At 57.1% G+C, this 12,759-nt stretch carries 13 protein-coding genes; all 13 read left to right on the top strand.

The genetic code is table 11. The features are described 5' to 3' along the window. The 13 genes from AACZ17_RS16355 (at position 1) to AACZ17_RS16295 (ending at position 12,658) form a co-directional block, all read left to right on the top strand. A complete protein-coding gene (locus AACZ17_RS16355; RefSeq protein WP_339638877.1) occupies positions 1-720 on the top strand; it encodes a hypothetical protein in 720 nt (239 codons plus the stop codon). Positions 721-776: 56 nt separating this feature from the next. Continuing rightward, positions 777-1,190: a hypothetical protein gene (locus tag AACZ17_RS16350; protein WP_339638876.1), complete on the top strand. Its 414-nt coding sequence runs from the start codon at positions 777-779 to the stop codon at positions 1,188-1,190. Between the two features lie 9 nt (positions 1,191-1,199). Next, the gene (locus AACZ17_RS16345) at positions 1,200-1,559 is read left to right on the top strand and encodes a hypothetical protein (RefSeq protein WP_339638875.1); all 360 of its coding nucleotides are present in this window, start codon (positions 1,200-1,202) and stop codon (positions 1,557-1,559) included. 226 nt (positions 1,560-1,785) lie between these two features. After that, positions 1,786-5,214, top strand: a complete 3,429-nt coding sequence (locus AACZ17_RS16340; RefSeq protein WP_339638873.1) for a phage tail tape measure protein — start codon at positions 1,786-1,788, stop codon at positions 5,212-5,214. Then, positions 5,211-6,821, top strand: coding sequence for a hypothetical protein (locus AACZ17_RS16335; protein WP_339638871.1), 1,611 nt, complete (start codon positions 5,211-5,213; stop codon positions 6,819-6,821). The genes AACZ17_RS16340 and AACZ17_RS16335 overlap by 4 nt, the downstream gene beginning before the upstream one ends. A gap of 3 nt (positions 6,822-6,824) precedes the next feature. Beyond that, positions 6,825-8,483: a hypothetical protein gene (locus AACZ17_RS16330; RefSeq protein ID WP_339638869.1), complete on the top strand. Its 1,659-nt coding sequence runs from the start codon at positions 6,825-6,827 to the stop codon at positions 8,481-8,483. After that, the gene (locus tag AACZ17_RS16325) at positions 8,480-8,800 is read left to right on the top strand and encodes a hypothetical protein (RefSeq protein ID WP_339638868.1); all 321 of its coding nucleotides are present in this window, start codon (positions 8,480-8,482) and stop codon (positions 8,798-8,800) included. Before AACZ17_RS16330 ends, AACZ17_RS16325 begins: the two co-directional genes overlap by 4 nt. Continuing rightward, entirely contained in the window at positions 8,800-9,645 is an 846-nt protein-coding gene (locus AACZ17_RS16320; protein ID WP_339638867.1) for a hypothetical protein, read from the top strand. The genes AACZ17_RS16325 and AACZ17_RS16320 overlap by 1 nt, the downstream gene beginning before the upstream one ends. Next, positions 9,646-10,533: a hypothetical protein gene (locus tag AACZ17_RS16315; RefSeq protein ID WP_339638866.1), complete on the top strand. Its 888-nt coding sequence runs from the start codon at positions 9,646-9,648 to the stop codon at positions 10,531-10,533. It begins immediately after the preceding gene. Positions 10,534-10,873: 340 nt separating this feature from the next. Further along, complete coding sequence (locus tag AACZ17_RS16310) at positions 10,874-11,341, top strand: hypothetical protein (RefSeq protein WP_339638865.1); 468 nt, start codon at positions 10,874-10,876, stop codon at positions 11,339-11,341. Positions 11,342-11,352: 11 nt separating this feature from the next. Beyond that, positions 11,353-11,841, top strand: a complete 489-nt coding sequence (locus AACZ17_RS16305) for a DUF5675 family protein (protein WP_339638863.1) — start codon at positions 11,353-11,355, stop codon at positions 11,839-11,841. Further along, positions 11,834-12,037: a hypothetical protein gene (locus AACZ17_RS16300; protein WP_339638862.1), complete on the top strand. Its 204-nt coding sequence runs from the start codon at positions 11,834-11,836 to the stop codon at positions 12,035-12,037. Before AACZ17_RS16305 ends, AACZ17_RS16300 begins: the two co-directional genes overlap by 8 nt. Positions 12,038-12,148: 111 nt before the next feature. Then, the gene (locus tag AACZ17_RS16295) at positions 12,149-12,658 is read left to right on the top strand and encodes a hypothetical protein (RefSeq protein ID WP_339638861.1); all 510 of its coding nucleotides are present in this window, start codon (positions 12,149-12,151) and stop codon (positions 12,656-12,658) included. Positions 12,659-12,759: the final 101 nt, after the last annotated feature.

Below are 12,759 nucleotides of genomic sequence, written 5' to 3'. Positions count from 1 at the left end.
ATGGCAAAGGTTGTTCTGACTGACGCGCTTCTCGCCTTTGACGGCGTGAAATTTTCCGACACGGCTAACGAAGTCGCGGTCGATTACGCAGCCGAATCTCTGGACGGCACGGTATTCGGTAACGACACCCGCGTGCGTTGCGGCGGCTTGTTCACTGCGGCCATGAGCGCCTCCGGCTTCTTTCAGGCGGAAGATCCGGACAAGGCCTTCTTTCAATCCATGGGCGCCGCCGGCAAGGTGATGACCGCGGCTGCCACGGCCACCGAGGGCGACATTGCCTACACGCTGGCGGCCATCATGGGCTCTTACCAGCCTATCGATAACGAGGTGGGCGAGCTCGCCGGCTTTTCAATGAGCGTTGGTGCCACCGACAAGTTGATTCGTGGCACGCTCATGGCGAACAAAGAGACGATCACCAGCACCAGCAGCGGTACCGCCCGGCAACTCGGCGCTGTTACCTCCGCACAAAAGCTCTACGCGGCGCTGCATGTTTTCAGTGCGGGCGGCACCAGTCCCACGCTGGATATTGAAATAGAGAGCGACGACGGCAGCGGCATGGCCTCGCCCGTGTCGCGCATCAGCTTCGATCAGGCCACGGCTGTGGGTAGCCAGTTCAAATCACTCGCGGGCGCAATCACCGATGACTGGTGGCGCGTCAAGTGGACCGTGGGCGGCACCAGTCCGGACTTCGACTTTCTGGTTGTGGTCGGCATTCTTTAATCTTTTTCAATCAGCTGGCTAGCTCCAGCATCAATGCCTTTTAGGAGGGCAACACTATGGCTAAGGAAGTCTTGACAGATGCCTTTGTGGAATTTGACGGCAATGATCTTTCGGACCATGTCCGCTCGGTCACCGTTAACTACGAAGCGGAAGGTGTCGACGACACCTGCATGGGGCTCGACACTCGCACGCAACAAGGCGGGCTGAAAAGCTGGTCGATTGAAGTTGAGGCGGCCAACGATTGGGCGGCCAGCCAGATCGACAGCATTATGTTCCCGCTCGTCGGCACTACTGCCACGATAAAAGTGCGCAAGTCAGCAACCGATTCGGTGGGTGCAACCAACCCCAGCTACCAGGGCACAGGCCTGCTGCGCACCTACAACCCCATTGGGGGTGTGAGTGTGGGCGGGCTGGCAACTGCGCCGTTCACCATTGAATCGGCCGGTACGCTCAGCCGCGCCACGTCGTAAGAGGTTGTTATGTCAGACAGCAAAAAAGAGGTTGCCAAAGTTCTCTCTCGCTCAGAAATCCTTGAAGCCCAGGATATGTCCAACCGGCTGATTGAGGTACCCGAGTGGGGAGGCAGTGTGTATGTCGGCATGATGCGCGGCCACGAGCGCGATGCGTTTGAGCTGGCGATGGCAGGCGGCGCAAAGAATATTCGCGCCAAGCTGGTTGCCGATGTTTGTCAGGATAGCGAAGGTAAACGCCTGTTCACCGATGCGGATGTTGAATTGCTTGGTGAGAAGTCAGCCAAGGCCCTGCAGCGTGTCTACAATGTTGCCGTTCGCATGAACGGCTTTACCGATCGCGATATCGACACACTCGAAAAAAACTAGAAAGCCGTCCTTCCCGTTACTTTTACTTCCTGCTCGCCGAGCACCTCCACATGACAGTGGAGGAACTACTTCAAAAAACAAGTTCTCGTGAGCTTGCCGAATGGCAGGCCTACCTGCGCTTGAAGCGGCGGCGGGAAGTCGAGGAGCGGCGGCGCGAAAAATTGAAACACGGGGCTGAAAGCGGAGCTGAACGCATGCGAGCAAAACTGTCTGGGAATCGCAGATAATGGCCGTAGTAGGTGACCTGCTAGCGGTATTGCGTCTGGATAGCGCTGGGTTTCAGCGCGGCATTAACCAGTCCATGACCCAGATGCAGCGCATGCGCAAGGAGTCCAAAACGCTGGCGAGCCAGATATTCTCCCTGCGCGGTGCGATGCTTGCCACGGGTGGCGTTGCCATGTTCGTTCAAGCCAGCAAGGCGGGGCTGGATTTCGAGCGCCAGCTTAAGCAGATTATTGGCCTTGTGGGCGTGGCTGAAGAGTCTGTTGCCGGCATGCGCAAAGAGGTGCTGGAGCTTTCCAAGTCAACCGGTAAGGGGCCGCAAGAGCTTGGGCAGGCCTTGTTCTTTATCACCTCGGCAGGCCTGCGGGGGCAGGCCGCGCTGGATGCGTTGGAGTCATCAGCCAGGGCTTCAGCCTCCGGCCTGGGTGAAACCAAAACCGTGGCCGATGCAGTTACCTCTGCGATGAACGCCTACGGCCCGGCTGTGCTCAATGCAGAATCTGCAACAGATGTGCTGGTTGCCACCGTGCGCGAAGGCAAGGCTGAGGCCGCCAGCTTGGCCGGTCAGTTCGGGCGGCTGCTGCCTGCGGCCAATGAGCTGCACATCAGCTTTGATCAGGTGGGTGCTGGCCTGGCCTTCCTCACGCGCTCCACCGGCGATGCCTCGCAAGCCTCTACCCAGCTCGGCGGCATTATGAACAAGCTGCTCAAGCCTACCGAGACTGGCCGAAAAGTGCTGGCCGACTACGGTATGAGTGTTGACGGCCTGCGCGAAAGCATTCGCCAGAAAGGCCTGCTGGCGGCGCTGGTAGAATTGCGCGAAGGCCTCGGCGGCAATACCGATGCGCTGGGCAAAATCTTTGAAGATGCGCAGGCTCTCAATGGTGTGTTGCAGTTAACCGGCGAGCAGGCTGGAACTGCGGCCAAGGTCTTCGATAGCCTGGCGCAAAGTGCGGGCGCTACGGAGAAAACCTTTAAGCTCACCGAAGACGGTTTGCGCAAAGTGCAACGTGCGCAGGCCGAGCTTGATGTTGCCATGGTACGTTTTTCGGATTCTACGTTACCGCATGTTGTAAGCGGCATGGCGCTCGTGATTACGAAAGCAAGTGAGGTCAGCCAAGATATTCAGATCGCCGCTGAAAACGTAGCCGCCTTTTTACACGGTCCGGGCGGCGGCAATGAGGACCTCGTACCGCGCCGAATTGAACAAATCAAAAATCGCATACAAGAGCTGCAGGAAGAGATCGATGGTGCCGGCTTTGCATCTGATTTCTGGTCGGCATTAACCAACCCTATGACAATGGTCGAGGGGCTTGGTGGCGCAGTCTCAAATGTCGAGTCGAAAAGAAAGGAAATTGCGGATCTTCGCGCTGAGATTGTGAAGTTGCAGGATACCGGCCCTGTCAAGGTTGGTCCGATAGAACTCGGCGGCCATCTAGCCGATGAATTCGATCAGTTGATTAAAGACATCAATGCCGTTAACGAATCGGCAGGTGATACGTCGGGCATTGTTAAGCAGAAAGGCGCGCTGTCTGAGCTGCAAAAAGAAATTCAGTCAAGCCGCTCCGATTTCGTTTCCCTGCAAAAAGCGATTGAAACCGAACAGCGCGCCATGCAGGCGGAGATTAGCACCGGTCGCGATGCGGCCAATGCCATTCGGCTGCGCGCCCGGTTTATGGATCAGCTCAATGCTGTGCTGGCCGACAACAATGATCTGACCGATAAAGAAATTGCAAACCTCAAAAAATCCTTTGAAGCAAACCAGAAGCTGCGTGAAGAGGTAGCCAAGCAAGCGGAGATGAGAGCAGCTGCGCAGAAGGCCGCTGAGGCAATGCAGCAACCGTTTGAAAATGCCTTTGAAAATATTCAGCGCGCCTGGGGCGATACGCTCACCGATATGTTCCGCAATGGCGTTGACGGCTTCAAAGACTTTGGCGACAGCGTAAAAGACATTTTCGCTCGCCTGGCCGGTGAGCTGGTGGCCATGTGGAGCGCCCGTGTAATCCGGCAAATTGCCACCGGCACCAGCGCCGCAGCCTTTGCGGGCTCTGCGTCTGCTGGCGGCAGCGCGGCTGTTGGTAGCGCGCCGGGTCTGCTGCAGCAGGCTGGGCAATTGCTTGGCCTGCCAAACCTGGGCGGCGGTGCATTGGGCGCGGGCGCTATGGGTGCAGGCGTTGGCGGTCTGCTTGCGGGCCTTTCCGGCACCAGCACCAGTGCGGGGCAGGTTGGCGCCGGGTTGGGCTCACTCATTGGGTATTCCGGCAGCACTATGTTTGCAGGCCTTGGTGGCCTCGCTGGAGGCGTTGCAGGCTTTGCGGGTGCAGCTGGCGGTGAGTGGCTGGCTGACGCCTTCGGCCTGCAAAATCCTGAGCAGGCCGGCATGCTGGGTGGCATAGGGGCTGCCGTTGGCATGGGGTTGGGCGGGCCGCTTGGCGCCCTTGCCGGTGGTGCCTTGGGCTCGCTGGTAGGGGGCTCGTTTGGCGGCGGTTACGATGACCCCGACTTTATGTTTGGCACGCAAGAAACAGCCGCCGGTTTGCTCGCTGCTCAACAAACACCCTTTGGCACCGTAGGCCTGGTTGCGGCCGCCACTGAAAATCTGTCGCCAGAAACGATGCAGCGATTCAGTGACTTCGTCGCGCAGCTCGACAGGCAGATTGCGACCAATCTCACTCAGGCAGAGATTGAGGCAGCGAAAGAGGCTGCTCAAAATGCTCGGCTTCCACGAGTCAGTGTAGGCGCCACGCTCACACCTGACGAGTTGGTATTTGCCATTCGTGATCGCTACCAGGCCATTATGGAGTCGCTGGGTGTGAGTCGCGGTGGCATTACCTCTGCCGACCCGGGCGAGTTTGCCCAGCAGATAATGCGCAACTTTCAGAGCTTTACCCAACCGCGCATTGGGGTGCAGCAGCAGCTGGCGCAGTTAATGCCTGCTATCGAGCAAGAGGCCAATATGCTGATGCGGCTGCGTGAGGGTGTTGGCGATGCTTCTGCGCGCATATCCGACTTTCTCACCGGTCTCGTTACTGGCCCCAGCTCCGTGTTGGCGCCGCGTGAGGCGCTGGCCAATACCCGCGCCCGGTTTGAAGAACTGGCAGCGCAAGCGCGTGCAGGCGACATGCAGGCTTTGCAGCAGGTCTCCGGTGCTGGTCAGCAGCTGCTGGATATTTCGCGCAACCTGTTCGCCTCAAGCCCTGAATTTTTTCAGCGTTTTGATTTTGTGCAGTCAACCCTGCAAGACCTGCAAACCAACGCGCAGGCGCAGCAAGATCGCGCCGGCACCTTGCTTTCTGAGATTGGCATACAAATACAGTCTGGCAATCAGGAGCAAGGGCGGCTGCTCACAACAGCCACGGATCGGTTAACGGATCTGGTTGATCAAATGCGTGAACTCAACGACAGCCTGCAACGAGAGCTCGGCCTGACATGATTCCCGGCAATGACATTCTGGGCGATGTTGCCATTGGCGATACCGCCGCCGATGAGCTTATCGTCGCCGATAAAATCAGTCAGTTGTTGGCTGACTCTGGCGCCAACAGGGTGTACCTGCTGGAGGCAACGCCGTATGACCCTGGCGCAGAGGCGGAGACCACCGTGCGGCTGTCAGGCCCTATACCGTTTCGCACCAAGCCAACGGATACGCCAGCCAACGCAAGCTACCAGCCGCGGTTGCGTAACCCGTACAACTATTCGGTGAACTTGTGGCAAAACAACCGGGTGCTGGGTGAGCGCAAGCCCAGCTTTGGAGCCGTTGTTATCGACAACCCCGACGGCGGGCTGGATAACCTGCTGGATTATTACTGGGATGGTCGCCAGGTAAACATCAAGGTGGGCACACCAGACTTCACGTTTGCTGAATTCGAGGTGCTGTTTTCTGGCACGGTCTCTGACATTGAGTGGAGCGATACAGAGCTCAAGCTGAACATTCGCGACCCAGGTGTCAAGCTGGATAAACCCATCCAGACCACGTTGTACGCTGGTACCGGTAGTGATGAAGGTGGCAGCGAGCTCAAGGGCAAGCCCAAGCCGCTGTGCTACGGCATTGCCCGGGAAGTGAAAGCAGTGCTGGTTGACAACGTTGACCTGATATATCAGGTCCACGATGGCAGCGTTGATGAGATCACCGCCGTCTATGACAAGGGCGCTACGCTCACCGATGAAGGCGACGTGGCCGATCTGCGCGCGGCGCCGGCGCCCAGCGCTGGCGCGTTTAAAACCGATGAAGCCGCAGGCCTGTTCCGGTTGGGTGCGTCGCCCGATGGGCAGGTAACAGCCGATGTGCGCGGCGACAACAGTGGCGGGTTTGTGTCTGCAGCCGCAGATATAGCCAAAAGAATTTTGACCACCAAGGGCGCACTGGTGACGGCAGATCTGGATGAGGCCTCATTCAACCGCGTAACGGCCTCAAGCCCGGCGGCTGTCGGTATAGCTATACCCGATGAGCAACGCCAAATACCTGAAGTGCTCACCGAGTTGATGGCTAACATTGGCGGATTCTGGACTCACCGTCGTAATGGAAAATTGCGTGTAGGTGTTTTGCAGGCGCCTGGTAGTGCCAGCCTGAAGCTGGGGCAGGCCGATGTGTTCGGTGTGGTATCACGCCGCCATGCGGGCAGGCCGGCAGAAACTGTGCGGCTGGGGTATGACCGAACCTGGACGGTGCAGCAAGAGGGCGCGCTTGCCGCCTCGCTCTCTGCCGACGAGAAAGCACTGCGCTCCAACCCGCACCGATTTGTTGAAAGCAGTGATGCCACCATAGCCAATAAGCATTTGCTGGCAGATGTGGTGGAGCGGCTTACTGCGATCGACAGTGACACCGACGCGCAAGCAGAGGCAGACAGGCTGCTGGAGCTGCTGAAAACGCGGCGGCACATTTACAAAGTGGGCATCGGCTGGCGCCTGTTCGCTCTTGATCTGGTCGACACCGTTACGCTCGACTTGCCGCGCTTTGGGCTTGATGGCGGGGTTGATTATCGAATCATCGGCATAACCGAGAACGCCGCCGCAAACTCGGCAGAATTGATTTTGTGGGGATAGTAAATGGCATTCCGATTGCTCAAAGACGCCTGGGTAGAAATCGACGGCGTTGATATCAGTAGCCAGGTGCGCCGCATCGGCATCCTGTACGAAGAGCCTTTTGTCGACGTAACCACCATGGGAGGCGACACCCGCGTTAATCGCGGCTCGCTCAAGAGCTGGCAGTTTCGGCTGGAAGTCGCCAGTGATTTTACCGACGGTGGTGTAGACGAAACGATCTTTGGCAAAGTTGGTACCGAGGTTCGAATACGCGCCGCCAGCGCGCAATCCGGTGCTCTCGCGGCCAATCCAATTTATGACGGCAAAGGTCTGCTGCAAAGTTTCACGCCCTTTGGTCAGCAGGTGGGCGAATTCGCCGTTCAGCAATTTCGCATCACACCGCGTGCTGCGCTGTTCCGCTATGCGGAGTCGTTGCTGCTCAGTTTTGCCACAGACGAATATGAGAGGAAAGGCGTTGTGTCTGGATTTTCTGACCTGATTACGTTCACCCGGGCAAGCACAGCTACCTACTGGGATGAGAACGGGGTGTTGCAAACCGCGGCTGTCAATGAGGCTCGCTTTGATCATGACCCTGCCGATAACTCCGCGCTGGGGATGTTGGCGGGGGAGCAGCGTACTAATTTAAAGTTGCATTGTCGTGATTTGACTGCGGCCAGTTGGTCGGGTAGTGCAACGGCGGCACGTGATACTGTGGGCATAGATGGGGAGGCAAATTCTGCAACAACGTTGACCGATGACGATGGGGCTGTGTCAGAGTTTAGAGTTCAGACTGTCACTATTCCCAATGATTCAAATAGTCATGTTGTTTCAGCTTTTGTGCTAAAAGACGCCGACGAAACCCGGTTCTCACTTTTTCGTTACCGGCTCCTGCTGGGTTCGACTGAGCTCGATTACAGGGCGTTGTTAAATACTAAAACGGGCGCATTCCTTGCTGGTATAGATGCTTCTGCATCTGACGTCACGGTCAAAGATTGCGGCAATTGGTGGCGTCTGTCAGTGGTCGTTACCAATAACAGCTCAGGTAACACGACGATCCGCGCAGAAATTTACCCGGCTGCGCGGTCGGACATGGCGGCTACCACCTTCGATGTAACGGCTACGGGTGCGATTGTTTATGATTTTGGTCAGATAGAGCTTGACTCCGTTGTTCCGACTAGTCCAATAGAAACTGGCGCTAGCACGGTTACGCGATCAGCAGATGCCGTGTCCTCCGCGATAGGTGATGACTTCAACAGCGCGGCATTCTCGCTTGTTATTGAAGGTGTGGCGCCGCCCGCCTTTGAAGATTTCCAGCCGCTTTTTGAGTATAGCGACGGCAGTTCGAGTGATTACGTGAGGGGCGCATTTTTTGCCGACGGAACCCTTCGGATTGCAATCGTTTCGGGGTCAGTAACTGTTGCGTCAGCGGTCAGTTCTGCGATGAGTGGCGATGCCAATTACAAAGTTGCAGTGCGATGTGAAAAAGACAATTTCGGGATATGCTTTAACGGTGGAGCCGTAACCACAGATTCTGCCGGAGACGTGCCGGTCGGATTGACAACGCGGCGATTTGGGGCAGCTCCCCAGACTTTGACTGGGTCGTTAAATTCTACGATCAGCATAGTGCGCGAGGAGCCTCGCGGACTCACCGACGCTGAACTGCAGCTGGAGTCTACGCTATGACCCTGTATTTAAAATCCGGCACCAAGTCTACCCTGGTGTCTGCGCTCGGCGCAGCTGGTTTGACGTTTGTAGGCGAAGACGACCAAGAGCACGTTGTTGCCACAGCCAGCCCGAACGGTATTCGTGTTGATGTTAAATGGCATGGCCAGATCAAGCAGCTGGCGGGTTACGACGAAGAGTTCGAACCTATCTGGACTGAGCATACCGGCTGGCACGCCGATGTGAAAACCGACGACCAGGTTGTTATCGATGCGCTGGCCTACGTCACGCTCGATCCGCCGCCGGCAACGCCTTATCACAAATTTGCAGGTGACTAATGGCGTTCCTGATCGCATCACCGAAGATCGGCGACGACGCAACCATTCAGGCTGCCGGCAGCGAAACCTCGGACCAGCCCGCCACCAACCTGCAGACTATGCAGCCATCGGAAGTTTGGCGTGCCACAACGCTGGGCAGCGCCTACGTTGAGTATGAGTTGGCCACCTTGCGCACAATTGATCTGGTGGCACTGCTGTACCACAACGGCAGCCCGGACGCGATGGTGCGAGTGCGTGCCGCCAGCACTCAGGCAGATCTCGCCGCCAATCCGGGTTATGACTCGGGCCCGCTTATGGCTCGCTGCGAGAAAGACTCACGCACGCTGATCTGGACAGATGAAGACGACAATCCCGCCGAGGGTGAGTACACCTACCAGCACTTTGTGCTCGACCTGGGCGGCGCCGGCAAACGCTACAGCTGGTGGCGCGCTGACGTAATCGACGCGCAAAACCCTGATGGCTACATAGAGGTCGGCCGACTGTATCTGTCGGCTGCTGAGCGCCCGGGAAAAGCGCCGCGCTATGGCTGGGGCATGGGGTTGTCAGACGGTCAGCAGCGTACCCGCGCTTTCGGGCGGCAGCTATTTACCACAGAGAAATCCACCGGCAAAACCCTTGAGATGGCTTTCGGCTCTGGTAGCGAAACAGACATGTGGGATTCGCATTTTCGCCTGCAGCGATTGCGTGGCACATCAAAGGATGTGCTCGTGGTGCTCGACACCACCAAGACGGCCCGTATGCGCGATTGGACGGTGTGTGGCCTGCTAAGCGATCCCCAGCCGTTGGTCAACGAGACCATAGGCTTTTACCAAACCTCACTTACTGTAGAAGAGCTTATACCCTAAATGGCATTTCAACTCGCTGACATGGTTCGGGAGACTACCCAGACCGGCGGTACAGGTACGTATAGCCTGGGTGGCGCCATCGATCGCTATCAGACATTTGTCGACGGCGTGGGTGATGGTAACTCCACCTACTACAGCGTTATCAGCGACAGCGATTTCGAGATTGGCATAGGTACAGTTGCAGTTGGCAGCCCGGATACCCTCAGCCGGGATACTGTGCTGGCCAGCTCTAATGCTGATGCCGCGGTGAGCTGGCCTGCGTCAGGTACGCGTACAGTCATTACCTGTTACCCGACAGGGCGCAACGCCCTGTTTGACAACAATCAGGATCTGACGTTGTTGCGCGATCTGATTCTGGCCCGTCATATTTTGCTGGGCACCACCACAACGCAAGTGCAGGGTCAGGCCAGTGTATCGAACATTATCGATTTTATTGCGGGAGCCGGCGGGAGCATAGATGTTCGGGTTGGTGGTACGCCGGTAGACAGGTTCCCGTCGGGAACTCGCATGCTGTTTCAGCAAACCACGCCACCTACAGGGTGGACTAAAGAAACGGGTGGAACCTACGACGACACAGCTCTTCGTATCGTTACCGGGGCGGTTGGCAGTAGAACAGCTACTTCAGCATTTAGTACCGTGTTTGGGAAGACTGCTACAGATGGGCACACGCTCACCGTAGCGCAAATGCCTGTGCACAATCACACTCAGCGTGCCAATGAGGTGGTCGGTGTCACTCTCGGTACCGGTGCGTCCGCCCTTGATCCAGATCCGGACACTATGATTGTCACCGCTGGCTCGACGGCCAATGCGGGTAGTGGCAACGCGCACTCACACAACATGGATATCCGAGTCAATTACCACGACGTAGTTATTGCTGCGAAGGATTAAGCGTGCTTAAAAGATCAGGCGAAACTGGTGACTATTGCCCGTTTGTCAGGAAGAAATGTCTCGAAGGTCAGTGTGCTATGTGGACCCACGTTCGGGGCAAAGACCCGCAGACCGGTGCCGATATAGATCACCATGGTTGTTCGCTGGCCTGGCTTCCGGTTCTGCTGATAGAGAACGCCAACGAAACCCGAAAAACGTCTGCCGATGTTCAAAGCTTTCGCAATGAAGTTGCCGCAACGGTAGAAGCCTTTGTGCCAGGATCTCGCCCCGGGATAGAGCGAGCCCGGCAGCTGGTCGGAAAGACCTGACCGTCGATTTTGCTAGACCTTCCGGAGGTGCCATGAAAAAAACTGCCATCGCGGTGGGCTTGTTTGTGCTCACCATTATCGCCGCGCTGTATTCAATGAACAGCGAAGCGCAGCCACGGGTTGCGCTCGGCACCACGTTCAACAAATCATCGCTCACCTACGGCGAGGTTTCCTACGAGTGGCGCAGCTGGGAGGCTGCGTTAGGCAGAGTGGGTGAAGGCCGTACCGACCAAGGCAATCAAAGCGTTGTCGATGTCTACTCAGTCTCCTATCTGGTTCGGCCCGCTTGGTGTGTGGGCAACTTCTGCAGCTACTTCCGTCTGGGCGTCGCCAGGGTAGACACCTCGCCGCTGGTTGGTAGCAGCAACTACCGAACGGGCATCGGCATCGAGCACAGGCACATTGCGATCGAGTACTTCCATATCTCGTCTGCTGGTATCCACAGCAACAACACCGGCATCGATGGCATTGCGCTGAGGATATACCTCTCTCCGGACTGACAGGTGGCACCATGGCTGAACTAATCCTGACACGACACTCCTACTCGCCAACGGAAACCATGGGCCACCTGCGCCTGCCAGACGGCCGCGTACTGCACACCATCGAGCGGCCGTGGATTCCCGACAAAGAGGCTGGCTCCAAACCGTTCAAAAGCTGCGTGCCTGATGGGCCCTATGACCTGGTGCCGCACCACGGCGATGACTGGACGGAAACTTGGGCGCTGGTCAATCCGGCGCTGAAGGTGTGGCACTACGAGAAAGACATGGACGGCGCCGGTCGCTATGCCTGCCTGTTCCACCCCGCCAATTGGGTAGAGAACGTTGTTGGGTGCATCGGCCCGGGGCTGGCCCGCACCATCTTTAGAGACCGTGATGAGCTGGGTGTTACCAGCAGCCAAGCGGCCATGAATATTCTGCGCAATATGCTCCACCCGGGTGCCCGTGGGCACCGGTTGATTATTCAGCCGCATCCAGGGGCGAGGATCAGTCAGGATGGATAGGCCGCTGAGCCAGTTCGGCGGCCGCCGCTTTCTACTCTGCTTGGGCTGCGGTATCGCCTGCACGGGGCTGGTTTTCCTCGGCAAGATAGATGCAGGCACATTTCGCGACATCATCATCGCGACGATCGGCGCGTATATCACCGGCAGCACCTGGCAAAAAATTAAATCTCGCGGTGGAGAGGTTGGTGATCCCTGATGTTGGCGCCGCAAGATATCACTCCGATCTTCTGGGGTGCGGTCGGCGGGTTATTGCTATTCGCTCTCAGCATCTCGGCTGTCGTCGATTTCTTCATCTGGTGGCACTGATATGAACATCAAGCTTATTGCAGCATCGGCACTCATAGCGTTTATCGCGGCGTGGCAGGTTCAGGCGTGGCGCTACGGAGGGGCCATAGAGAAAATTGCGCATGCGCATACTGAGGCGCTTCGACAGGCTGAGTCAGATGCCAGAAAAGCCGAGAAGGAGCTATCCAGTGTTACGGCGGAGATTGACCGGTTGTCCGAACAAGCCCGAGAGAACGTCCGTGTTGTGACCGAGACCGTCGAAAAAGAGGTGATAAGATATGTGGAAACAGATCCTTCAGCTGGCGATTGTCAGCTGTCTCTTGGTTGGGTGCGCGCACACGACAACGCCACCCACGCAGAAATGCCCCAAAATCCCGCCCCCTCCGGCGCACCTGATGACGCCGCCGGCCCGGCTACAGACGTTGACGCCCTTAGAGCCGTCAGCCGCAACTACCGAACCTGCGTCGGAGAGCTACAGCGGCTGAGTGGATTGCAGGCTTATGTCGAGCAAGTATGTCTGGTTGAGCGGTAAAGCTGAAACGGCAGTGCCTGCAAAATGCCTCCAGTATTTTTATCTCAGCTTTAGTTTATTGATTTAAAAGCGCTTTATTTTTTGTTTGTACAATCCATCAT

It is taken from the genome of uncultured Haliea sp. (genome assembly GCF_963973825.1).
Lineage (GTDB): Bacteria > Pseudomonadota > Gammaproteobacteria > Pseudomonadales > Halieaceae > Haliea.
The sequence above is the reverse complement of the archived record's forward strand: the minus strand, read 5'-3'. Positions and strand labels throughout refer to the sequence as shown.

Bases quoted from the DNA above. Each gene is read 5' to 3' on its own strand.
- AACZ17_RS16300 (WP_339638862.1), top strand. From the start codon at position 11,834: ATGGATAGGCCGCTGAGCCAGTTCGGCGGCCGCCGCTTTCTACTCTGC.
- AACZ17_RS16345 (WP_339638875.1), top strand. From the start codon at position 1,200: ATGTCAGACAGCAAAAAAGAGGTTGCCAAAGTTCTCTCTCGCTCAGAA.
- AACZ17_RS16355 (WP_339638877.1), top strand. From the start codon at position 1: ATGGCAAAGGTTGTTCTGACTGACGCGCTTCTCGCCTTTGACGGCGTG.
- AACZ17_RS16310 (WP_339638865.1), top strand. From the start codon at position 10,874: ATGAAAAAAACTGCCATCGCGGTGGGCTTGTTTGTGCTCACCATTATC.
- AACZ17_RS16320 (WP_339638867.1), top strand. From the start codon at position 8,800: ATGGCGTTCCTGATCGCATCACCGAAGATCGGCGACGACGCAACCATT.
- AACZ17_RS16330 (WP_339638869.1), top strand. From the start codon at position 6,825: ATGGCATTCCGATTGCTCAAAGACGCCTGGGTAGAAATCGACGGCGTT.
- AACZ17_RS16295 (WP_339638861.1), top strand. From the start codon at position 12,149: ATGAACATCAAGCTTATTGCAGCATCGGCACTCATAGCGTTTATCGCG.
- AACZ17_RS16325 (WP_339638868.1), top strand. From the start codon at position 8,480: ATGACCCTGTATTTAAAATCCGGCACCAAGTCTACCCTGGTGTCTGCG.
- AACZ17_RS16335 (WP_339638871.1), top strand. From the start codon at position 5,211: ATGATTCCCGGCAATGACATTCTGGGCGATGTTGCCATTGGCGATACC.
- AACZ17_RS16340 (WP_339638873.1), top strand. From the start codon at position 1,786: ATGGCCGTAGTAGGTGACCTGCTAGCGGTATTGCGTCTGGATAGCGCT.
- AACZ17_RS16315 (WP_339638866.1), top strand. From the start codon at position 9,646: ATGGCATTTCAACTCGCTGACATGGTTCGGGAGACTACCCAGACCGGC.
- AACZ17_RS16350 (WP_339638876.1), top strand. From the start codon at position 777: ATGGCTAAGGAAGTCTTGACAGATGCCTTTGTGGAATTTGACGGCAAT.
- AACZ17_RS16305 (WP_339638863.1), top strand. From the start codon at position 11,353: ATGGCTGAACTAATCCTGACACGACACTCCTACTCGCCAACGGAAACC.